The following is a 24932-nucleotide window of genomic DNA, read 5'->3' on the forward strand; positions in this document are numbered from 1 at the left end:
GAGTATGTCGCCGCCTTGTTTTTTAAAACCCTTCATGAAAATGAAGGGTTTTTTTTGTTTTTATAGGTGTAGCGTGTTCACTCGTTTTAAAACAGTTCAGTTCGCAGCATTCTTTTTTGTTATGACAAAGATTCGATTAAAACTGAATTTAATCTTTAGAGCTAAACTGCGTGAGGGATTAAAGCGGCATTCTTTACTTTTTTCTTTAAAAAAGTAAAGATACAGCCAAAAGAATGACCCAAAGGGAAACGCTAAAATGATTAAAGTATGTATTGCAGTATATCAGTTATGACTAGATATAATCTAAAGCTCTTTCTAATGCCATTCCTCTTGATCCTTTGATTAAGATGGTATTGTTTGAAAAATTGTTATTCTTCAAAAATCCTGTAAAATCTTCAAAAGTAGGGTAGAACGAATGGTTACTGTTTTCGGTTTTATTTGAATAAAAATCTTTTCCTATAAAGAAGCATTTAATGCCAGAATTAGTTTTTAAATGGTCTACAATGGCTTTGTGTTCTTTTATACTATCTTCTCCGAGTTCGAACATATCTCCAATAATTATAATTTTGTTGGGATTTTTAAGTTGTATAAAATTTTCTAGCGCCACAAGCATACTGCTAGGATTGGCATTGTATGCATCTAATATGATTTCGTTACTGTTTTTAGTAAGTAGTTGGGATCTGTTGTTTTCTGGGATATAGCTTTCTAATGCTGATTTAATATCATTATTGCTAACATTGAATGCATGGCCTATTGTGATAGCAGCATTGATATTGTTGGCATTGTACAGACCAATTAGATGTGATGTTATTGTGGTGTTATTATAGTTTATTGTCACAAATGGATTAGCAATAACTTTTTTAATAAATATATCGCTGTTTTCATTTGTTCTGCTGAAGGTAATTCGTTCAATAGCTTTTGTTTTTTCTTCTTGTATGCTATCATCATAATTCACAAAAACCTTTTTATGATTATTTTGTAGGTAGTTGTACATCTCGCTTTTACCCTTAATAACGCCTTCGATACCGCCAAATCCTTCAAGATGGGCTTTTCCAAAGTTGGTTATGTAACCATAATCAGGTTGCGCGATTTTACACAAAAATTCGATTTCTTTTTGATGATTGGCACCCATTTCTACAATTCCGATTTCGGTGGAAGACGTGAAAGACAAAAGGGTTAATGGCACGCCAATGTGGTTGTTTAGGTTGCCAACAGTTGCTTTAGTGTTGTATTTTTTTGATAAAACAACTTGAATTAGTTCTTTCGTTGTGGTTTTTCCATTACTTCCTGTAAGTGCTATTATAGGAAGTTTTAAAGAGGTTCTGTGGAATTTGGCTAGTTCTTGTAAAGTAATTAGACTATCATTCACTAAAATCGTTCTATGGTCAATGTAGTAGTTTTTATTGTCTATTATAACATAGGATGCTCCTTTGTCTAAAGCTTCTTGTGCAAATGTATTGGCGTCAAATCGTTCGCCTTTAAGCGCTATAAATAATGAATTCAATTCAATTTTTCGAGTATCTATGGTTACTCCACTTGATTGTAAAAATAAATTATGAATTTCTGCTATTGTCATTTTAAATATCTTTAAAAACAAAAAGCCCTAATTAAAGGGCTTTTGAATTATTATGTAAAGAATTATCTTTTTTTATTTCTTGCTGATTTTTTAGAATCTGATTTTGGTCCTACTCTAGACATTGCACATCTAAATCCAATGTAATCAGTTGCCATATCTTGTGGGAAGTATCTTCTTTGTGCTGGGTCTAACCAATAAGCTCTATCTCTCCATGATCCGCCTTTGTAAACTCTAACGTCATCATTAACTAAAGTTGTTCTTTTGCTTGATTTGTCGTATTTACGAATCATGTTTCCGATACTATCTGTAGATACGTTGTGAACAGGTGAATCATACATTCTTTGTTCTGGTTTTAATTTACCGTCACCTTCTTCTGATTCTCCGAATTTGAAATATCTAGTAGATTGTTTGTCACCATCTCTATAGTTCTTTTCATTACTCTTATCAAAGTTTTGTCTTAAATAAGTTTCTTTTTCATCAACTGGAACTTGAGCAATTTGACCTGGGAAATTTCTTGCCATCACTCTACCGTTTGGCATAGTGTCAAATTTTTGAGTTTCTGCTGTTACCAATTCAGCTTTACCATCTTCGCCGATTTTATCTTTCATGTAAACGTTACCTCTAAAATAGTTGAAGTCGTTTCCTTCGTCATCTACAATTGGTCTGTAAACGTCAGCAACCCATTCTGCAACGTTTCCAGCCATGTCATACAATCCAAAATCGTTTGGTGGATATGATTTAACTTTGTTAGTAATATCAGCTCCGTCATCAGACCAACCTGCAATACCACCGTAATCTCCTTTACCTTGTTTAAAATTGGCCAATTGATCACCTTTGATTTGTCTTTTGCTAGAACGTGTATAACTTCCAGACCAAGGATATTTCTTTTGTCCTTTATAAACGTTGTATTCTCTTTGACCTACATCTGCAGCAGCAGCATATTCCCATTCTGCTTCAGTTGGTAATCTGTATTCTGGTAAAATTAAACCAGATGTTCTTTGTGCGTAAACATTTTTAGCTTCTTTTGTAGTACCATCAGCACCTTTAGTTCCACCCTTTCCAGCAGCTTTTGAATTTCTTGGTCCTTTTAAAACAATTTTATCATCACCTCCAAAAGTTTTTGATGGCGCTGCTAAATAGGTATCAGTACTAAAAGTAGCTTCTGCTTTTACATCAGCAACTTTTGCATCTTTTTTCAAATATCCTTCTCTTTCAAGAACAGACTCGTTAACACGGTCGGTTCTCCATTTAGAAAATTCAGTTGCTTGAATCCAGTTTACACCTACTACAGGATATTCAGCATACGCTGGATGTCTCAAGTAGTTGTTTGTCATGGTTTCATTATAACCCAATCTGTTTCTCCATACTAATGTATCGGGAGAAGCGCCTTCGTAAATGTTTTTATAATTATCTTCTTCTGGAGGAAAAACTCTTTTTAACCAATCTAGGTATTCCATATACATTAGGTTGGTAACTTCAGTTTCATCCATATAGAATGATTGAACGTGTTGTTGATTTGGCGTATTATTCCAATCGTGCATTGGATCATCAGCAACTTTACCCATTGTGAATGTTCCTCCTTCAACTAAAACTAAACCAGGGCCAGTTTCTTGTTTCTTGAATTTAGAAGCATACTGAAACCCTCCTTTTTTGTCGTTAATTTTCCAGCCTGTAGCTCTAGATCCACCTTTGTTGTTGGATTTTTTACTACAACTTGAAAAACTTGCCATCATTGCTAACACTAGTAACAACCTGATTGCCATAATTTTGTTAACTTTCATACTCTTAGTAGGTAATAAATTTTCGAGGCGCAATATAAGAATTAACCTTGATATTGCAACATCTTTTTGTGATTATTAGAAAAAAATATTTTCATTACTTAATGCTTAACGTCATTTTTTACATAATATTGTAATAACCGAATTATAATTTTATTTTTACCAATCGTAATATTTAAATTAAAATTGCGTTATTGCTATCAATGAAAAAGATTAGTATTTTAGTGTTTCTGTTTATCAGTTTGATTGTTAAGGCTCAACAATCGGGCTCAATTAATGTTGATTGGATTGATAAAAGCGACTATTCCTTTGGCGATGTTAAATTGAATATCCCTCAATTTCAGTCAGATAGTTATAATTTTGATTTTGTAAAAAAAGAAATCAGCTTCGTGAAAAAGTTTCCTTCATCACAATTGATTAACGAAAGTTCTTTACAAATTACAAATTTAATTTATGAATCCATAAACGATTCTCAACTTGGAGATTTAAACAAAACAGCCATTCCAAATACTATTAAAGCCACCATTAGAAATACTATTGCTCGAGATCAAAATACTATTTTGCTTGCCTTTTCTCCGATTGTAAAGGATGAAAATGGATACAAAAAAGTAAAGTCTTTTAATTATTCGTATACTTTTTCTTTAAATACCAATAAAAACAATACTCAAAATGTGGTTAGTGTTACAAATTCTGTTCTTGCCACTGGGACTTGGAAACGTTTTTACGTGCAGAAATCGGGTGTTTATAAATTGTCCAAAAGTTTTCTTTCTGATTTAGGTGTAAGTTTGAATAATTTAGATCCTAAAAAAATTAAGATTTATGGTAATGGTGGTCGAATGGCACCTTTATCCAATAGTGTGTCATATCCGCTTGATATAGAAGAAAACGCTATTCAGGTTATAGGTGAGGATGATGGGTCTTTTGATGATAACGACTACGTCTTGTTTTATGCCGAAGGAATGGATAATTGGAGTCAAGAAAACAATACCCATCTCAATTTATACGCTGATAGAGCATACTACTATATTAATGTAGAAGGTTCTTATGGTAAACGAATTACCACTTTGGCGCAACCATCTGGTAGTCCTACGTTAAGTTTGACCACATTTGATGATTATCAGTTTCATGAGGTTGATTTAACTAATATTGGTCGGTTGGGTAGAACATGGTTTGGAGAAAATTTTAGTATAACGAATGAACAAACTTTTGATTTTTCTTTCCCTAATATTGTAACTACTAGTCCGGCACAAATTACAGTTCATACCGGTGCTAACTCTATAGTAGACACCTCTTTTGCGGTAGCCGTTAATGGTCAAAATATGGGTACTATGACCTTGCCCGATGTAACGTTGAATTCAGGAAATGTGGCTGCTGAGGCCTATTTGACAGGGAATACTGCTTTTACACCAAATCAAAATATTAGTGTTAAATTGACCTACAATAATAGTGGTGTGCCAACCTCTAAAGGATATTTAGATTATATTAGTATTACTGCAAAAAGTAATTTAATAGGATACGGTAAACAATTTCGTTTTACTTATAATAATGCCGCTACACAAACAGGTATTGTAGAATATCAAATTTCAAATGCAACTTCAATTTCCCAAATATGGGATATTACTGATATTTATAATGTTACCTCTGTTGTCAATTCGGCACAAAGTAATTTCACTTTTAAATCTAATCTTGGAAGCAGCAAAAAATACATTGCAGTAGATGATTCTGATATCTATATTCCAGCCAAAGAGCAAAATACTTCAGTTTCTAATCAAGATTTAAAAGGAACTATTTTTAATGATGCTCAAGGAAACTTTCAAGACATAGATTACCTTATAATTACCCCCAACTCTTTACGTACTCAAGCTGAAAAATTGGCTAATTTTCATAGGGGTTATTCTAATCTTAATGTGAAAGTGGTGGATTTAGAATTGATTTATCAAGAATTTGGGAGTGGAAAACAAGATATAGGGGCTATAAGAAATTTTATAAAATATGTCTATTTCAATGCTTCTTCAACAGCGACAAGAGTTAAATATGTGAATTTATTTGGTGACGCTTCTTTTGATTTTAAAAACCGTATACCTAATAACACCAATGTTGTTCCTATTTATCATTCGGTTAATAGTTATACTGAAACCTCTTCTTCCTTTTCATCTGATGATTATTTTGTAATGGTCGATAGTAATGAAGGAAACTTAGATTCGAATTATGGTGAGCCAGATATTGCTGTGGGTCGTATGTTGGTATCCTCGGTTCAGCAAGCAGAAGAGATGATTAATAAAGTTATTGAGTATCATGATATCAAGTCTTATGGCAGTTGGAGAAATAATTATGTGGCGATATCTGATGATACGGATAAATCGGGAGATTATCTTTTGCAAGATGCTCAGAATCTTTTGACAGATGTTATTTATGCAAACAATCCTTTTATAAATTTCAAAAAAATTCTATTGGATTCCTACCAGCAACAAACCTCGGCTGGAGGTGATCGTTATCCAGAAGCAAAATCAGATATGATAAATGCTTTTGAGAAAGGCGCATTGGTTTTTAATTTTTTAGGACACGGAGGAGAAGACGGCTTGACTGGTGAACGACTTTGGGACAAATTGGATGGTTATAACTTTCACAATCAATACCGTTATCCATTGTTTATAACGATTACATGTCAGTTTTCGAGATTTGACAATCCGTACAAACCAACTGCTGGCGAATATACCTATTGGAATCCTAAAGGTGGCGCGATATCGATGGTAACCACCACTAGAGAAATTAGTTATGCTTTTGCATTTAATACCACATTATCACAAATATTATTTGGAAATGGTTATAATAACTATGTTTCAATTGCCGAGGCATTACGCCAAACAAAAGGAATTAGCAACGATGGTTCGGCAATAAGAGTTACTTCTTATTTGGGTGACCCAGCGTTAATGCTTGCGATTCCTAAACCCAAAGTGGTGCTGACCAAAATCAATGACGTTCCAATGTCACAACCTGTCGACGACCTCAAAGCATTGAGTTACGTGAAGCTGTCGGGTGAAGTTCAAGATCAAAATGGTAATGTGCTGACTTATTATAATGGCGATTTGGCAGTGAATGTTTTCGATAAAAATTATAATAAGTCAACGCTAGATAATGATGGGTATAGTCCTCCTATAAGTTTTATCAATTTGGGCGAAACTATTTTTAGAGGAAATGCTTCTATCAATAACGGAACTTTTGATATTGGTTTTGTAGTGCCAAGGGATATTAAAATTCCGTTAGGCAACGGAAGAGTTAGTTTTTATGCAAAGCGAAACCAAATTCTGTTAGATAAAACAGGGTATAATTTAGATATTAAAGTAGGAGGAATCAATACCAACGCTGTGGCTGATGTTACTGCGCCAAGAGTAAAACTGTACATGAACGACGAATCGTTTGTCAATGGTGGAATTACTAATGAATCTCCTTTTTTCTTAGCGTATCTTGAAGACGAACACGGAATTAACACCGCTAGTGGAATAGGTCATGATATCGTAGCCATTTTAGATGGTGATGCAACAAAGCCTTACATTTTAAACGATTATTACGAGACCGAATTAAACGATTACACCAAAGGAAAAATCAGATATCCATTCAGAAATTTAGCTAAAGGATTGCATACCATTACCTTCAAAGCTTGGGATGTATACAATAATTTTGTTACGGCTGACATCCAATTTGTGGTAGCCGATAGTGAAAATGTAACCTTAAGTAATGTGTTAAATTATCCAAATCCTTTTGTGAATTACACCCAATTTTGGTTCAGCCATAATAAACCCTACGAACCTTTAGAAGTTCAGGTTCAAGTAATGACTATAACAGGTAAAATTGTAAAAACGATTAACCAAACGGTTACTACAGAAGGCTTTTTGTCTAGAGACATTATTTGGGATGGTAAAGACGATTTTGGAGATAAAATAGGTAAAGGTGTATACATTTACAAACTAACCGTTCGGTCTACAATTTCTGGCAACAAGGCAGAAAAAATAGAAAAACTTGTTATCCTATAAGAAAGTACTATATTTGTTAAATAATTCAGAGTTAAAAAATGAAATCGAAGAATCACCAATACACCACAATAAAATCTTTGCCAATGAGTAGAAGTATTTTATTTTTATTGTTTTTTATTGTTACCAATCAAATAATGAATGCCCAAGATAGAGTGATCACAACTGGTGTACCATTTTTATTGGTTGCTGCAGATGCGAGAGCCGCAGGTATGGCAGACCAAGGTGTAGCTACTTCTGCGGATGCTTACTCACAACAATGGAATCCTGCTAAATATGCTTTTGCATTAGATAAACAAGGTTTTGCAATAAGTTATACGCCATATCTAACGCAGTTGGTAAACGATATTTCATTAGGTCAGGTAAACTATTATAATAGAATTAACGAGAAAAGTGCTTTCGCTGGAAGTTTGCGTTATTTTAGTTTGGGTGAAATCGAATTGAGACAAAACTTTGATGATCCAGCCAATGTGGTTAAACCAAACGAATTAGCATTAGACGGTTCGTATTCCCTAAAATTAAGTGACCATTTTAGTATGGCTGTGGGTGGACGATACATTCGTTCCAATTTAAAAATTGCGGATGTAAATACGGATGCCGTTCCTGGAAGTTCTTTTGCAGTTGATGTGGCAGGTTTCTTTCAATCAGAAGAAATTGCGTTTAATGATTTTAATGGTAGATACCGTTTGGGATTCAACTTCCAAAACATGGGACCAAAAATTAGTTATGACAATACCAAAAATGATATTTCATCTAACTTCTTACCAGCTAACATGCGTCTAGGTGGTGGATTTGATTTTATTCTAGACGAATACAATAAAGTTGCCTTGAACGTAGAATTTGCTAAATTATTAGTGCCAACACCACAAGAGCCAGTGTATGTCGATTTGAATAACGACGGCACTATTGATGCTACAGAAGAGGCTTCGGCAAGAGCAATTAATAATGATAATTACAAAAAAATTAACTGGGTTTCTGGGATGTTCAAATCCTTCGGAGATGCACCAGGTGGCTTTTCAGAAGAATTAAAAGAATTTACCTATTCTGTTGGAACCGAGTATTCGTATCAAGATTCCTTCGCCATGCGCTTGGGATATTTTCATGAGAGTCCACTAAAAGGCGCTAGAAAGTTTTTCTCTCTTGGTGCTGGATTCAAATACAACGTAGTAAAAGTAGACGTTTCCTATTTGTTCTCTGCTTCAAAAGTTAAAAACCCATTAGAAAATACACTTCGTTTTTCACTAACATTTAATTTCGGTGATAAATACGATGATTTATAATATGATTTAAAAATTAATTCTAATCCAAATTTCAGTTTTTGAAATTTGGATTTTTTTTCCTCTATAAACAAATGAAAGAAATCAACATTAACACTACCATTTCAGTTTTTAACGAAATGAGCGATTTGCCTAACGATATTCAGTCGTTAATGCATCAAGCCATAGAAACTAGAAAAAATGCGTATGCTCCTTATTCAAAATTTAGAGTTGGCGCTGCAATTTTATTAGATAATGGCAAAATCGTCTTAGGGTCCAATCAAGAAAATGCCGCTTATCCATCGGGTTTGTGTGCCGAAAGAGTGGCTATCTTTCAAGCTGGAGCGATTTATCCTAATGCCAAAATTGTAAAATTAGCTATTACTGCAGCGTCAGATACTAATCCAACGCTATCCCCAATTCCACCTTGTGGTGCCTGCCGTCAATCTATTGCAGAGTATGAATTCAAACAAGATGCTCCAATCGAAATTTATTTCATGGGCGAATCGGGCGAAGTATATAAATCAGATTCCATCAATAATTTATTGCCGCTTTCGTTTGATAAAACATCGCTGTAAGCTATATCGATGTAGTTGATATTTCGATGAAAACAGTTATTAAAAAATAGCATTTTCATTCGTAATTATTTTTACATCTACTATCAATATCTTACTTTTGCAATTCGCAAATTTGAGAATTCGCAATTTGTGGAGCGATTACAATACAATTAATCAACGTAATTCATTAAAAAATGAAACCAATTACAAAAGAAACCTACCTTCAATGGTATGAAGAAATGCAGTTTTGGAGAAAATTTGAAGACAAATTAGCTGCTGTATACATTCAACAAAAAGTTAGAGGATTTTTACATTTATATAATGGGCAAGAAGCAGTTTTAGCAGGAGCAATTCATGCTATGGACTTGTCTAAAGACAAAATGATTACCGCTTATCGTAATCACGTTCAGCCAATCGCAATGGGTGTTGATCCAAAAAGAGTTATGGCAGAATTGTATGGTAAAGTAACCGGAACTTCTAAAGGAATGGGTGGTTCCATGCACATTTTCTCTAAAGAACACGGGTTTTATGGCGGTCACGGAATTGTGGGTGCTCAAATTCCAGTAGGTGCAGGTATGGCTTTTGCCGATAAATACTTTGAAACAGGTGGTGTTACTTTAACGTATTTTGGGGATGGTGCTGCGCGTCAAGGTTCGCTTCATGAGGCCTTCAATATGGCAATGAACTGGAAACTTCCTGTAGTGTTCATTTGTGAAAATAATGGGTATGCCATGGGGACTTCTGTAGAACGTACTGCAAACCATACTGATATTTGGAAACTTGGATTAGGGTATGAAATGCCTTGTGGACCAGTTGACGGAATGAATCCGGTAAAAGTAGCTGAAGCCATGCAAGAAGCAATTGACAGAGCACGTCGTGGTGACGGACCAACATTTTTAGAAATGAAAACGTACCGTTATAGAGGACACTCTATGTCGGATGCGCAATTGTATAGAACCAAAGAAGAGGTTGAAGAATACAAAAAAATCGACCCAATTACTCAAGTTTTAGACATCATCAAAGAAAACAATTATGCTACTGAAGCAGAAATTGAAGCAATGGATCAACGCGTAAAAGATTTAGTAGACGAATGTGAAAAATTCGCTGAAGAATCTCCGTTTCCAGAAGCACAACAATTGTACGATGTGGTGTACGATCAAGAAAATTATCCTTTCATTTCTCATAGATTATAATTATGGCAACAGTAATAACAATGCCTCGTTTGAGCGATACTATGACAGAAGGAACTGTTGCAAGTTGGCTTAAAAAAGTAGGTGATACAATAAAAGAAGGTGATATTTTAGCCGAAATCGAAACCGATAAAGCTACGATGGAATTCGAATCTTTCAATTCAGGTGTGTTACTACATATCGGAATTCAAGAAGGAGAATCTGCACCTGTTGATTCACTTTTGGCAATTATCGGAAAAGAAGGTGAAGATATTTCTGCATTACTAGCAGGAGGTACTCCAGCACCGAAAGCTGAAGTCGCAGAAACAAAAGCTCCTGAATCTCCAAAAGAAGAAACCACCACTGCTAGTGCTCCAGCAGCATTACCAGCTGGGGTGAAGGTAATCACAATGCCACGTTTAAGTGACACCATGACTACTGGAACCGTTGCCACTTGGTTGAAAAAAGTAGGTGATACAGTAAAAGAAGGTGATATTCTTGCTGAAATTGAAACCGATAAAGCTACTATGGAATTTGAATCGTTTAATGCAGGAACATTATTGTTCATCGGTATTAACGAAGGTGAATCAGCACCTGTAGATAGCGTTTTAGCCATTATCGGGCCAGCAGGAACGGATGTTACTGGAATAGCAGAAAACTTTTCAAAAGGTGGTGATGCACCTGTAGCAGTTAAAACAGAAACGGCTGCTCCAGTTGCCGCAACACAACCGGTTCAAGGAACAACCAATTCAGACAATGGAAGAATTTTTGCTTCTCCATTAGCAAAACAAATAGCAAAAGATAAAGGTATCAACCTTTCTCAAGTAAAAGGTTCTGGTGAAAACGGAAGAATCGTTAAAAGTGATGTAGAAAACTTCACTGCTTCGGCTCCAGCAGCAGCTCCTCAAACGGTGTCGCAACCAGAAGCGCAAGCAACTCCAAAACCATTTGTTCCAGTAGGAGAAGTGGTTACCGAAGAAATCAAAAATTCGCAAATGCGAAAAATCATTGCGAAACGTTTGGCCGAATCGCTTTTCACGGCACCACACTATAATTTAACTATTGAAGTGAGCATGGACGAAGCGATGCAATCAAGAGCAATGATCAATACGGTGCCCGATACCAAAGTATCATTCAACGATATGGTCATCAAAGCGTGCGCCATGGCCTTGAAAAAACATCCAAAAATCAACTCGCAATGGAAAGAAGATGCCATCACCATCAACCACCATGTAAATATTGGTGTGGCGGTAGCTGTTGAAGACGGATTAGTAGTTCCTGTATTGCGTTTTACCGATGCTATGAGCTTGTCTCAAATTGGTGCTGGAGTTCGTGATTTAGCCGGAAGAGCTAAAACTAAAAAATTGCTACCAACCGAAATGGAAGGAAGTACTTTCACGGTTTCTAATCTTGGAATGTTCGGAATTGTAGAATTCAATTCGATCATCAATCAACCCAATTCAGCCATCCTTTCAGTAGGTGCAATTGTAGAAAAACCAGTTGTTAAAAATGGTCAAATTGTAGTTGGAAACACCATGATGTTGTCGTTAGCGTGCGATCACCGTACTATAGATGGCGCCACAGGTGCTCAATTTTTACAAACATTAAAATTGTTTATTGAAAATCCAGTGACCATGCTGGCGTAATCATAAAACACCATAAATATTAAATCCCGTTCAGCAATGTTCGGGATTTTTTTGGTTTGAAGCGAATAGTTCGGGCATTCTTGGTTTCGGTATTCCTGCTTTTCGTTCTACTTCGTACCACTGCAATCAGGGCTAGATAGAATTTGTATTGAATAGAAATCAGTTTAAAGAAACAAAATCTGTAAAAATTAGTATAATCCATTTGATCTGTGGCTAAAAAACTATTTCCTATTCTTCTCCTCAATCCACTTACTCATGTATTTGGTACTTGAAGCCAAATGATGTTGCAAAATGGCTCCCATAAAATTAGCATTTCGATGCAACTTCAAATTTCCTAAAAGTAAATGAATTGCGGCAATAAAATCATGTTCAAAAAGAGACTTTTGATACCGTTTTTCCAAAATCTCAAAACCATTATCCTGACATTTTCGCCACAACGCTTCATTTTCATAAAGTTCTACAGCAGCTGCAACAAATTCATTTGCATCGTCTTTTACAAAACCATTCCAATTCAAAGTTCCAGCCATCGCTTCAGCACCAATGGATGAAGTCACACTTGGTGTGCCACATTGCATAGCTTCCAATAATTTTCCTTTTATGCCAGCGCCAAACCGTATCGGAGCCAAAACCACTTTCGCTTTTTTAATGACTTCTAAAGCATCATCAGCTCTTCCCATAATATAAAAATGTTGCTTCGGTTTGTGTAATTCCAAAACTTTTTGCGTTGGATAGGCACCATAAACTAAAAGTTTAGCTTCAGGTAATTTAGCATGCAGTAAGGGCCAAATAGTTTCCGATACATATTTGACACAATCCCAATTGGGTTCATGCAAAAAATTTCCAATGAACACAAAATCATTTCGTTCGTCATAAGTTGGAATTTCTTCTAATCGTTCGGCAAAAAGAGGTAAATAATACAATAATTCTTTACCAACGTTAAACTGATTATGCAACAATTCCATTTCAAATTCGGATACCATCAGCGACAGATCACAACGTAAAATACTCGCAATTTCTCGCTTTGCTACATCAGAATACAAATCTTCGTTAGTAAATTCACGATGTTCTTTTACGGCCAATTGTCGCGCTAATCGTAAGCAATGTAAGTCTTCGGTGTCGAGTATTTTTAAGGTATTAGGACAATTTTCTGAAACGCGCCACCCAAACTGTTCTTCCACCATAAAGCGGTCAAACAAAACTACAGTCGGATTGAGTTCTTTTACAAATGCATCAAAAGAAGATGCATTCAATTCGATGTTTTTTGTGGCTATTCCTAAGGTAGATACATCTTCTGAAAACTCTAGATTTTTAGCTGTACTGGCAAAAGTAATGTGATAACCGTCAGTTTGAAACAAAGCCATCAACTGCATCATTCGGCTCCCAGCTGCAGACGATTTGGGTTCGGGCCAAACAAAGCCAATCACTAATAAACGTTTAGAATTTTGCATACTATCAATTACTATTACAAAGAAAAGATTTAATTTTACAACAAATTAAAATTCTACAAAAATGTTAGGACTAAAATTGAAAACCGACCCACGTTGGGCCAATATCGCCGAATCTAATTTAGAAGAGATCTTATCTGATCATTGTTGGTGCGAACAAAAAGCAGCTTCCAATGCTTTGTACATTATTACCAACAATTCTGAAAATGTAGAGCTTGTTACCGAAATGGCTAAAATTGCCATCGAAGAAATGCAGCATTTTCAAATGGTTCACGATATTATTAAAGAGCGCGGATTTGAATTTGGTCGTGAAGTAAAAGACGATTATGTCAATCAATTGGTAAAATTTACTAAAAAAGGCGGTACTAGAAATGATGCTTTAATTGAACGTTTGCTTTTTGCTGCGATGATTGAAGCTAGAAGTTGTGAGCGTTTTAAAGTTTTGTCAGAGAATATTAAAGATGAAAAATTGGCCGAATTTTATAGAGAATTAATGATTAGTGAAGCTCATCATTACACTACATTTTTAAACTTTGCTCGAAAGTTTTCAGAAAAAGTTGACGTCGAGAAACGTTGGAACGAATGGCTTGAGTTTGAAGGTGCATTAATCTCCAATTATGGAAAATCAGAAACCGTTCACGGATAAAAATAAAAAAAACGCCTCAATAGTGAGGCGTTTTTTTTATGGAGTAAAAATTAAATTCTACCAAAAAATAGTATACAAGGCAGCTACTACAGAAAGAATGATGAGCATGCCAACCGTAAAACTTGGTGACATTTTAAACATGGTGCGGTCTACTTCTAATCCGTTGGTTTGAATACCTTTTCTGGTTTCATACGTACTAATGAAATACATTCCAATAACGCAGATTAAGAATACAAATCCCATTCTGTCGATAAACGGAATTTCATAAACGCCACTCTCATTCGGAACGGCAAATCCAAAACCATTTAAGAAGGCTAAATTCACAAAGGACGGCATGAATTTGAAAATAATGGAGAAAATGAATCCGCCAATGGTAGCAAATAATGCGGCATTGGAAGTGGTTTTTTTCCAAAAGAAACCTAGAATAAACATGGCAAATACACCAGGACTAACAAAACCGGTATACTCTTGAATGAATTGAAATCCGCCTTTTTTGCCAATGCCTAAAAATGGCGCTACCAAAACGGCAATCAGCATTGCTGCAACAATAGCTAGTTTTCCAATGTTCACTAATTTTTTTTCATCAGCATCAACATTCAGTTTGGTTTTATATATGTCTAAAGTAAAAATGGTCGCAATGCTGTTGGCTTTTCCAGCTAATGAGGCTACAATAGCAGCCGTTAAAGCAGCAAAAGAAAGTCCTTTCAATCCAACGGGTAATAAATTTAATAAGGTTGGATACGCTCTATCCGGATTGACACTGCCATCTTGTAGCATTTCAGTATGGAAATGTCCGTTTTGGTACAATACATAAGCAGCAATTCCTGGTAAAACCACAATAATGGGCATTAATAATTTTAAGAAAGCTGCGAACAAGATTCCGCCACGAGCTGTTTTTAAATCGGCACCCAACGCTCTTTGCGTGATGTATTGGTTGCAACCCCAATAGTTCAAATTGATGATTAACATTCCGCCAATTAAGACCGAAAGTCCTGGTAAATCCATATAATTCGGATTTGATGTATTAAAAATCATATGAAAATGATCACTGGCATGAGATGTCATCAAATGAAATCCGTTGATTACTCCGTCTGAACCAAACTCTTTTGCTACTAAATTTAAGGCCAAATAGGTGGTTATTAATCCGCCTAAAATCAGGAAAAACACCTGAATTACATCGGTATATCCAATAACTTTCATACCGCCAAGAGTAATCATTACCGCAAAAAAGGCTAGGAAAACCATGCAAAGCGATAGGTTTAATCCCGAAATACTACTAATAGCTAAAGCGCCTAAATAAAGGATAGAAGTCAAGTTTACAAAGACATAAAGCAACAACCAAAATACCGCCATAATCATGGCAACATTACTGTTGTAACGCTTGTTCAGATATTGTGGCATGGTGAAAATCTTATTTTTAAGATACACCGGCATAAAGAAAATAGCTACGATGACTAATGTTACCGCTGCCATCCATTCATACGTAGCAATGGCCAATCCCATTTTGAAACCGCTACCACTGGTACCAATAAATTGTTCGGCGCTAATGTTACTGGCAATGAGTGACGCACCAATGGCCCACCACGTTAGCGAACCTTCGGCTAAAAAGTAATCTTTACTACTGGTTTGTTCTTTCTTTTTTCGGTTGTAGATCCAAAATCCGTATCCCACAATAATGATGAAATACAGAAAGAACACGATATAGTCTTTGGTTGCTAAGGTTTGCATATTAGTTGGTTTTAGTTTTATAATGTTGGTTTGGTAAATCTCGTAAAATTTTCGCACTTTGTTCGGGTGAAATATCGCGTTGCGCTTCACCCAGCATTTCATAGCCTACCATGAATTTTTTTACAGTAGCACTACGCAATAATGGCGGATAAAAATGCATATGAAAATGCCATTCTGGGTGCGAAACTCGATCGGTTGGTGCCTGATGAATTCCGGATGAATAGGGGAATGACGTTTCAAAAAGATTGTCGTATTTCACAGTAATCAATTTTATGATTTCGGCAAATGCTGTAGTTTCGTCATTGGTCATGGCGATGATGTTTCCAAAGTGACGTTTGCTGATGATTAGCGTTTCATAAGGCCAAGTAGCCCAAAACGGAACGAGAACTACAAAATGATCATTCTCTAGTACAATGCGTTCTTGTAGTTTTAACTCTTCCTCTAAATAGTCTTTCAGTAAGCTAGTTTTGTTTTTGTCGAAGTATGAACGCAGGTTTTTTTGTGTTTTTTCAACTTGTGTGGGCAACGACGATTGTGCCCAAATTTGTCCGTGTGGATGCGGATTACTACAACCCATTACGCTTCCTTTATTTTCAAAAATTTGAACGTAATTGATATAGTCGTGACTGCCCAATTCAATGTATTGTTGTTTCCAAGTTTTAACCACTTTTTCAATTTCAGCAACTTCCATTTCGGGAAGTGTTGCATTGTGTTTGGGTGAAAAACAAACGACTTTATTAATGCCGCGTTCGGGTTTTAATTGAAATAACGGTTTGGCATGATTTTCATACAAAACTTCTTCTTTTAGAAGTGCTGAAAAGTCGTTTTCAAAGACGTAGCAATCGGTGTAATTGTCGTTTTGGATTCCGTTAGAACGTGTGTTTCCCGAGCATAAATAGCAGTTTTCGTCGTGCTCTGGGCGATTGTCTTCGGCTATTTTTTCGTTTTGACCTTGCCATGGTCGTTTGGCGCGATGGGGTGAAACCAAAATCCATTCGTCTAATAATGGATTGTATCTTCTATGGGGATGTTCGTTATTGTTGAATTTTTGCATCTTGTGTGGTTTTGCGTTAGGGATTGAGGCGGTATCGCCCGATTTTTCTTCGGGCATAAAGCCGAAAGCCCGACCCTTGGGGAACGCCCAAATTAATTTTTATAGGCTGTTGTTCCTTTTGAAATTTTGACTTTATACGATTTTAATTCGATTCCAAATTGGTTTTGATATAGCTGACTTATTTTCTGAATGAGTTCGTTTTCAGACCCTTTTTCGACTAAATTTATCGAGCAACCGCCAAATCCGCCACCCATCATTCGGGCGCCTAAAACCGCTTTTTCATTTTGAACGGCGTTTACCAAAAAGTCGATTTCATCACAACTTACTTCATACTCTTTTGACAAACCATAATGTGTTTCGGTCATCAATTTTCCCAATTTCTTGAAATTGGATTGTTCAATGGCATTCACAGCGTCTTGAACTCGTTGGATTTCTTTGACCACAAAATGACAGCGTTTGAAAATAGTTTCACCCAATTGTTCTTTCAATTCCAAAATCATATTTTCGGTGCAATTTCGGAATGTTTTTACTTCTGGGAAATGCTGTTTGATGATGGCCAAGCCTTGTTCTACTTCATTTCGTCGGTCATTATACCCTGATGTCAAGTGTGAGTGTTTTACATTACTATCCAATAAAAGTAAGGAATATTTTTTAAAGTCGGCTTTGTGGTATTCGTATTCTAAGGTGTTGCAATCGAGTTTGATGACTTTGTTTTTCTTTCCGAAAACGGAAGCAAATTGGTCCATGATACCACAGTTTACACCTACAAAAGTGTGTTCTGATTTTTGTCCGATTAGCGCAATTTCTTCTTTGGTTAACCCCAAATCAAATAATTTACTCATGAGATAACCAATACCACATTCCAAGGCAGCGGAAGAAGAAAGTCCGGCACCCATTGGAATAGTGCTGCTAAAAACGATGTTTATGCCATGAATTTTTGCGCCTTTTTCTTTCAATTGATGCAATACTCCTAAAATGTAGTTGGCCCACATTTTGTTGGTGGGCTTCAAGTTGTCGTTCAAATCAAAGTGATACGTTTCATTTAAGTCTTTGGCAACAATAGTACACTCAGGAGTTGTGTTTTTGGAAACAGCAAAACAAATGTATTTGTTTATGGCTGCTGGTAACACAAAGCCGTCGTTGTAGTCTACGTGTTCGCCAATAATGTTGATTCTGCCTGGCGAAAGGAAGATGTTTTCGGGTTTGGATTGAAAAAATTTTTCAAAATGTGCGCTGGTTTGCTCAATTAATTTCTTTTTCATGGGTATAGAAAGTAGTGACTTTTATTTTAGAGTTAGTTTGACTGAAGCCGAATGTAACCCGTTGGATTTAGCTTCCAAAGTTGCATTGCCCATCGATTTTCCTGCTTGAATGATGATTTGGCATTTGCCGTTGAAGGCGCTGCGTTGCCACGTTCCGTTAGTACATTTGTCGGGTTCGTGTGAACTTGGATCGCCATTGCCCACACCAATTATTTTGGCATCACCGGTTAGATAGAATTTTACCATGTTATCGGCAATTGGCACTTCACGACCTTTATCGTCTGTAAAAGATACATTAATTACTGTAGCGTCTTTTCTGTCGGCAGTTAGTATTGTTTTGTCAGGGGTTAAAACTACATTTAAAGCTTGACCAGTAGTTTCAACTTTTGAGGTAATTTTTTTACCTTTTTTGTATCCGATGGCCTCTAAAGTTCCTGGTTCGTACATGACTTGCCATTGCAAATGACTGTTTCGCGGCATGGTTTTTTTGCCCAAACTTTTTCCGTTTAAAAAGAGTTCCACATCATCAGCATTCGAATTGACCCAAACGTCGATAGGTTTGCCGATTTTTTCTGGCCAGTTCCAATGAGGAGAAATATGTAAGACATCTTCATTAGTCCACCAACTTTGGTAGTAGTAATAGATGTTTTTAGGAAAACCACAAACATCCATTATTCCGAAATGGGAATTGATATTGGGCCATTTGTAAGGTGTTGGTTCACCACGATAGTCGAAACCGGTCCAAACAAATCCTCCCATCCAATAGTCGTTTTCTGCGGCTGGTTTCCACCATGTTTCTGCTTTGCTTGCCCACCAAGGCGCTGTGATATCTTGATCGGGAACATAAGCGCGGATGCTGTCTTTTTCATAAATTCCGCGTGTGGTAACGGTGCTTCCCATTTCGGTACCGATGAGCGGTTGGTTGGGATGATCCCGATGGTAATCGGCTACAGCATATTCACGGTAATTGAATCCGCGTACCGGAATGACTTCGTTTACACCATTAAATTCATTGCCCATATCGGCCGCGTACGTACTCGTTCTCGAAGGATCAAGTTCGTGTTGTTTGGCTAATAATGTTTGTGCGATTTTTTTACCGTGTGCTGTTTTTTGAATCCAACCTTCTTCATTGCCAATCGACCAAAGAAAAACAGAAGGATGATTTCGGTCTCTTTTAATAAGACGTTCCAATTGGCTGAGGTATTCGGGACTGCTGTTGAGCAATCGTTGTTCGTCTAAAACCAGCATTCCCAGGCTGTCGCAGGCTTGTAGTAATTCTGGAGTAGGAGCATTGTGACTCGTTCTGTAGGCATTTGACCCCATTTTTTTTAACAACTGAATACGGTAAAATTGCATATAATCAGGTAAGGCACTGCCTATTCCAGCATGATCTTGATGGTTGTTGGTGCCTTGAATCTTGAGGTGTTTTCCGTTTAAGAAAAATCCTTTTTTGGCATCAAAGGAAATGGTTCGTACTCCAAATGTGCTTTTATTTTGATTTACAATTACCCCATTTTTTTTCACGACTGCAATTGCTCGGTATAAATATGGGTCATCAAGATTCCATAAATGAGCATTATTTATAGTGAGTTTTTGTTTTACAGTTGCATTTCCATTGATAGGTAAAACTACTTTTTGTTCACTGGTTTTTCCTAAAATTTTCCCATTTCTATCGGTGATATAGGCATACACTGAGCCTTGCGAAGCGTTTAAATTTTTATTTTCAACGGTAGTTTCTATGGTTACAATTGCATTTTTATCTTTTACTTCAGGTAGCACATACAAGCCGCCTTCAGGAATGTAAAGGTTATTGTGTTGGTTGAGCCAAACGTGACGGTAGATTCCAGCGCCTTCATAAAACCACCCTTCATATTGTGTAGCATCTACACGCACCACTAGAGTGTTGTCAGAATCAAAGTTGATGTAATCGGTCACGTCATAAGTTGCTCCAACATAACCGCTCATATTCGTGCCTACAAAAAAGCCGTTCAGCCAAATGGAGGCATTTCGGTAAATTCCGTCAAATTGAATTTCGAACCGGTCGTTATTGTCTTTTTTATCGACAGAAAAATGTTTGCGGTACCAACCAATACTGGTTTCTGGATAAAATCCGCCTACTGGTTTGTAGCCGTGTGATTGTACGTCAAAATTGGTTGAATTTTCAAAAGGTAATTCCACTGCCCAATCGTGAGGAACATTTATGGAGGTCCAAGTAGTATCCACAAATTTTGGATCGATCGCCGTATTGACAGCAGCACCTGATTTAGAGAAAATGGTTGCCGTACTGTAATTGAAATCCTTATCTGGATTAGCGGCATTGCCAAAATGGAATTTCCATCCTTCGTCCAAACTTGTCTTTTTCTGTGCCACAATTGGAGCGCTGATTACTGTAAGAAAGAGAAATACAGTTGTGTAATAGTTACGTAGTGAAATGATAGTCATATAATTCTAGTTTTCTTTAAAAGCATCGAGTGCAGGTGAAGGTTTACCGTCCGCTTGCCATGCGCTTAAAGCATATTGACTCCAGTTTCTAGCGCCTTGTGGTTCCCAGTATAAAACGCCAAGCCCTTTGTGGTTTGGAACATTTTTAACGGCTTTAATGGTGGCGGCTAATAATTCGTAGGTGTTTTGAACTTTATCATCCTCACCACCGACTTCAACAACCATCACTTCCTTGCCATAACGCGAAGCCATATCGTTGAGATTGAATTGTAAATCGGCAATAGTTTCTGTATAGTCTTTTTTAATCCAATAAGGATAATACGACATGCCAATCACATCGTATTTTACTTTTTGAGTTGTTGCGTTGTCAAAAAAAGTTCTAAATTTTGCATTATTGTTGCCTTCATCCACATGCACAATAACTTTAATTTTGGCATCAACGGCTTTTACAGCATCATAGCCTTTGTTTAAAAGTTGTCCGAGTTGTACCCAATTATTCGTGCTTCCATCAGGCCATAACATTCCGCCCGGAATTTCATTGCCCACTTGAACCCATTCTGGAGTGACCCCTGCATTTTTCAAAGCTGCAATGACTTCATAAGTATGATTGTAAACGTCGTTTAGCAATTCTGGAAACGAATGGTTTTTCCAAGCTTCGGGTTTGTTTTGTTTGGCTGGATCTGCCCAAGAATCGGAATAGTGAAAATCAATCATGATGCGCATGCCCATTTTTTGAACACGTAAAGCCATGGCAACAGTTTCTTCTTTACTGCAATGTCCGCTTGTCTTATCATCGTTAGGATTTACCCAAACGCGAAGTCGAATGGAGTTCATACCTCGATCTTTTAGCAGTTGAAGACAGTTTTTTTCGGTTCCATCTTGGTCGTAAAATTTATATCCGGTGGCTTCCATTTGGGGTAACCAACCTATATCGGCTCCTTTTGCGAAAGTAGTTTTAGTACTATTACACGATGTAAAAGCAATTGAAAACGCAATTAAAATGAGTACTTTTTTCATAATTAATTTTGACTGAAAGCATCCATTACAGGAAGTGCATTATTATTAAAATCCCATAAAGCTTGATTTTCCCAACTTGAACCGTTGGTAGCTGTTGGACCACGAAAAGCAACCCACTCGGCACCCCAATAGCAGAATCCGATGCCTTTAGAACTTTGTTTTATCATGTTTTTTAAGGCTAATAAATAGGCTTTTTGACCGTCATTTGTAGCGGCGTAATCAGGAATAATTTGACTTTGGAGTCCAACGATATTATTAGTGTAATCGTTATACCCGAAAGTAAACGGATAAGAGGTTTCGGCGATGAGTACTTTTTTGTTATATAATTGGCCAAGAGAATTCATCGAGTTTTGAAGCGTAGTTAAACTTTTACCGTGATAAATTGGATAGTAAGAAAGTCCGATATAGTCGTAACTGATGTTGGCTACTTTACTAAAAAACCAATCGGAACCTGTTATACCTGCATAGTGGAGCATTATTTTGGTAGAAGGTGATTGACTTCTGATGGTGGAGCTTGCTGTTTGAAGCAACTGTAAGTATTGCGATTCGTTGGTGGATAATTTACCTTCAGGCCATAACATTCCGTCGTTAGTTTCATTTCCAATTTGAAAAATATCGGGTTGAATTTCGGTCAAAATAGTGGAAGTGTAATTGGCTACCGCAATTTTCAAATCGGTAAATGACAAGCTCTGCCAAGCTGCTGGTTTGGTCTGGTTTCCTGGGTCTGCCCAAGTATCAGAATAATGAACTGTTAACCAAACTTTCATTCCTGCATTTTTCGCTCGAAGAGCCAAGGCTTTAACTTCTGTTAATCCTGAATGCGAATCGGATGGGTCTTTCCATAAACGAATTCGTATTGTATTGCAACCAGCATTTTTTAAGGTTGTAATGGCATTTTCAGCAACATTATTGTGTTTGTATACGGTGCCTTCGCTCTCTATTAAGGGCAAATAAGATACATCAGCCGCTCTAATAAAATCATCAGTTGTTGGCGTTGGTGTGGGTGTAGGCTTGTCATTTGAGGAACATGAAAACAAACTCAACGTTAGCACCAATATTAAAATAGCATTTATCTTTTTCATAGCTTATATTTTTTCAAATTTAAAAGTAGTATTATGATAGTATGTATCGCCTTTTTTCAAAATAGAATTTGGAAAATGTTCGTGATTGGGTGCATCGGGAAAATTTTGAGTCTCGAAACAGATGCCACTTAGAGGATGATAACTAACGTCTTTTTTTCCTCTAATTTGATTGAAACAATTGCCTCCAACATAAATATGTACGGCAGGTTGATTGGTGAAAACGGACATCTTTAGATTGTTTTTTTTGCTAAAAAAACAAGCAGCTAATTCGTTTTCTTTATTTAATACAAAAGTATTGTCAATTTTTGTAGGACACTCTCTAGGTGTGCCAAAGTCAAATGGTGTTTTAGCGATGTCGAAAAATTTCCCTGTTGGGATATTATTGATGTTGGTTTCTAAAGTTTTATGTGAATTTACCAACAGTTTCTGATTTACAATGTCTTCCGAATGGCCATCAAGATTAAAATAACTGTGTTGTGTTAAATTAATAATGGTATCTACAGTTGTTGTTGAAGTCATTGAAATTTTCAATTCATTTTCTTCTGTTAGTGTATAGGTGATTTGTGTGGTTACTTCGCCTGGAAAATTTTCTTCACCATCTTTACTAATGTATTGTAATGTTAGTGATGGATTTTTATCAGTTGAAAAGGAAACTTCTTGCCAAATAGCTTTACTAAATCCTTCGAAACCACCATGGAGTTGATGGTTGCCATGGTTTTGTGTTAACTTGAAGGTGTTGTCATTTAGTGTAAATTGTGCATTATGAATACGACCTGCAAAGCGTCCTACTAAAGTGCCTAAATAAGGAGCGCTGGGTAATTCAAATGAATTGATGTAATCTTCTAATTTTTCAAAACCCAAAACCACATCAACCTTGTTTTTTAAAGAAACAGGGATTTTTAAAGAGGTAATGGTTGCACCATAATTGATGACTTTCATTTTTAAACCATTTTTATTCTTTAAAGTATAACATAGTACTTCAGTTCCGTTTGTCAATTTTCCAAATGATTTCTTGTTAGAAGCACTACTAAATTGTGAAAAATGTTTTTTTAACATTGATTTTTTATTAAAATAATATCAAATGTATGTATTAGTGATTTTAAACCATACCAGTACCTACCAGTTTTTTTGTATCTTGCCACCAGTTAATGCATTTTAAATGAAAATTATCGCAATAGATAAGACTTCGGTTTTGCCCAAATACAAACAAATAGTTCACTCTATTGAAGCTGCAATCGCTGAAAATAGACTAAAACGGAACGATAAATTACCATCTGTTAATAAAGTGAGTTTGGAATATTCAATTTCGCGAGATACGGTTTTGTTGGCTTATGATGAATTGAAAAAAAGAGGTATTGTCTATGCTATTTTAGGAAAAGGATATTATGTAAAAAGTGTGGAGTTTAGTTTCGAGCAACGCATATTTTTGCTTTTTGATGAATTGAATAGTTTTAAGGAAGATATTTATAATTCTTTTTTAAAAGCAATGGATAATAAAGCACAAATCGATATTTTCTTTCATCACTTTAATATTGAGATGTTTAAAAAATTGATTAATGAGAGTAATGGGAACTATTCTAAATACATCATAATGCCTACTAATTTGAAAGGAGCTTCCTCTATAATTAAATCGCTTCCTAAAAATGATGTTTATATTTTAGATCAAACGAATACTGAATTGATTGATTATCCCTCGGTTCATCAAAATTTTGTGAAGGATATGTATGAAGCTCTTTTGGCTGGAAAACAAAGGCTTGATAAGTATAGAAAGTTGATTTTGATTTTTCCTGGTAACAAAGAGCCTATAGGAATGGTCGAGGGTTTTGAGAAATTTTGTAATAAATTCTCGTTTGAGAAAGAACTTGTGACCACCTTTGAAAATCGAATAATTAAAAACGGTGAAGTATTTATCATTCCGAATGATCGTCATCTCGTGGATGTTATTGAGCAAGCCAAAAGACAAAATCTTGAGATTGGTTCCGATTTTGGTATTATTTCTTATAATGAAACACCATTAAAAAAAGTAGTTGAAAATGGAATTACAACCATATCAACCGATTTTGGTCAGATGGGAATATTGTTGGCAGAGATGATTTTGGAAAATAAGAGATTTCAAATAGAGAACAAGAGTTCTTTGATTATTAGGAATTCATTATAAAAAAAAACTCCAACATTTCTGTTGAAGTTTTCTGTGGGCGATGAGGGGTTCGAACCCCCGACCCCCTCGGTGTAAACGAGGTGCTCTG

17 protein-coding genes are annotated in these 24932 nt (G+C 36.2%); 7 read left to right on the plus strand and 10 right to left on the minus strand.

Annotated features, from left to right (window positions below; translation table 11 throughout):
- Positions 1 to 292: 292 nt before the first annotated feature.
- Positions 293 to 1576 carry a UDP-N-acetylmuramoyl-tripeptide--D-alanyl-D-alanine ligase gene (locus ACODSI_RS14505; protein ID WP_488917575.1) on the minus strand — a complete coding sequence of 428 codons (1284 nt, stop codon included), beginning with the start codon at positions 1574 to 1576 and terminating at the stop codon, positions 293 to 295.
- Between the two features lie 62 nt (positions 1577 to 1638).
- Positions 1639 to 3357 (minus strand): gliding motility lipoprotein GldJ, encoded by a 1719-nt coding sequence (gene gldJ, locus ACODSI_RS14510; protein ID WP_488917576.1) that lies wholly within the window; start codon positions 3355 to 3357, stop codon positions 1639 to 1641.
- Positions 3358 to 3557: 200 nt separating this feature from the next.
- Here gldJ and porU point away from each other — a divergent pair, with 200 nt between their 5' ends.
- From porU to ACODSI_RS14535, 5 genes are all read left to right on the plus strand, one after another.
- On the plus strand, positions 3558 to 7385 hold the full coding sequence (gene porU, locus ACODSI_RS14515; RefSeq protein ID WP_488917577.1) for a type IX secretion system sortase PorU: 3828 nt from the start codon (positions 3558 to 3560) through the stop codon (positions 7383 to 7385).
- An 83-nt stretch (positions 7386 to 7468) separates the two neighbouring features.
- Positions 7469 to 8662: a type IX secretion system outer membrane channel protein PorV gene (gene porV, locus ACODSI_RS14520; protein ID WP_488917590.1), complete on the plus strand. Its 1194-nt coding sequence runs from the start codon at positions 7469 to 7471 to the stop codon at positions 8660 to 8662.
- Between the two features lie 71 nt (positions 8663 to 8733).
- Complete coding sequence (gene cdd, locus ACODSI_RS14525) at positions 8734 to 9216, plus strand: cytidine deaminase (RefSeq protein WP_488917578.1); 483 nt, start codon at positions 8734 to 8736, stop codon at positions 9214 to 9216.
- A gap of 173 nt (positions 9217 to 9389) precedes the next feature.
- Entirely contained in the window at positions 9390 to 10388 is a 999-nt protein-coding gene (gene pdhA, locus ACODSI_RS14530) for a pyruvate dehydrogenase (acetyl-transferring) E1 component subunit alpha (RefSeq protein WP_488917579.1), read from the plus strand.
- 2 nt (positions 10389 to 10390) lie between these two features.
- Positions 10391 to 12010, plus strand: a complete 1620-nt coding sequence (locus ACODSI_RS14535; protein ID WP_488917580.1) for a dihydrolipoamide acetyltransferase family protein — start codon at positions 10391 to 10393, stop codon at positions 12008 to 12010.
- Between the two features lie 221 nt (positions 12011 to 12231).
- On the opposite strand, the gene ACODSI_RS14540 is transcribed toward ACODSI_RS14535, so the two are convergent.
- Positions 12232 to 13458 carry a glycosyltransferase gene (locus ACODSI_RS14540; protein ID WP_488917581.1) on the minus strand — a complete coding sequence of 409 codons (1227 nt, stop codon included), beginning with the start codon at positions 13456 to 13458 and terminating at the stop codon, positions 12232 to 12234.
- Positions 13459 to 13519: 61 nt separating this feature from the next.
- Between ACODSI_RS14540 and ACODSI_RS14545 the strand changes: the two genes are divergently transcribed.
- Positions 13520 to 14101, plus strand: coding sequence for a MiaE family protein (locus tag ACODSI_RS14545; RefSeq protein ID WP_488917582.1), 582 nt, complete (start codon positions 13520 to 13522; stop codon positions 14099 to 14101).
- Positions 14102 to 14158: 57 nt separating this feature from the next.
- Here the strand turns inward: ACODSI_RS14545 and ACODSI_RS14550 are convergent, their stop codons facing one another.
- From ACODSI_RS14550 to ACODSI_RS14580, 7 genes are all read right to left on the minus strand, one after another.
- Complete coding sequence (locus tag ACODSI_RS14550; RefSeq protein WP_488917583.1) at positions 14159 to 15829, minus strand: sodium/sugar symporter; 1671 nt, start codon at positions 15827 to 15829, stop codon at positions 14159 to 14161.
- A gap of 1 nt (position 15830) precedes the next feature.
- On the minus strand, positions 15831 to 16883 hold the full coding sequence (locus ACODSI_RS14555) for a UDP-glucose--hexose-1-phosphate uridylyltransferase (protein WP_488917591.1): 1053 nt from the start codon (positions 16881 to 16883) through the stop codon (positions 15831 to 15833).
- A 92-nt stretch (positions 16884 to 16975) separates the two neighbouring features.
- Positions 16976 to 18145 (minus strand): galactokinase, encoded by a 1170-nt coding sequence (gene galK / locus ACODSI_RS14560; RefSeq protein ID WP_488917584.1) that lies wholly within the window; start codon positions 18143 to 18145, stop codon positions 16976 to 16978.
- Positions 18146 to 18166: 21 nt separating this feature from the next.
- Entirely contained in the window at positions 18167 to 20587 is a 2421-nt protein-coding gene (gene galA / locus ACODSI_RS14565; RefSeq protein ID WP_488917585.1) for a beta-galactosidase GalA, read from the minus strand.
- Between the two features lie 6 nt (positions 20588 to 20593).
- On the minus strand, positions 20594 to 21604 hold the full coding sequence (locus ACODSI_RS14570; protein WP_488917586.1) for a glycoside hydrolase family 53 protein: 1011 nt from the start codon (positions 21602 to 21604) through the stop codon (positions 20594 to 20596).
- Between the two features lie 2 nt (positions 21605 to 21606).
- Positions 21607 to 22686, minus strand: coding sequence for a glycoside hydrolase family 53 protein (locus ACODSI_RS14575; RefSeq protein WP_488917587.1), 1080 nt, complete (start codon positions 22684 to 22686; stop codon positions 21607 to 21609).
- Between the two features lie 3 nt (positions 22687 to 22689).
- Positions 22690 to 23742: an aldose epimerase family protein gene (locus ACODSI_RS14580; RefSeq protein ID WP_488917588.1), complete on the minus strand. Its 1053-nt coding sequence runs from the start codon at positions 23740 to 23742 to the stop codon at positions 22690 to 22692.
- A gap of 103 nt (positions 23743 to 23845) precedes the next feature.
- Between ACODSI_RS14580 and ACODSI_RS14585 the strand changes: the two genes are divergently transcribed.
- Positions 23846 to 24844, plus strand: coding sequence for a GntR family transcriptional regulator (locus ACODSI_RS14585; protein WP_488917589.1), 999 nt, complete (start codon positions 23846 to 23848; stop codon positions 24842 to 24844).
- Positions 24845 to 24932 lie beyond the last annotated feature (88 nt).

The organism is Flavobacterium sp. FG139 (assembly GCF_057809695.1).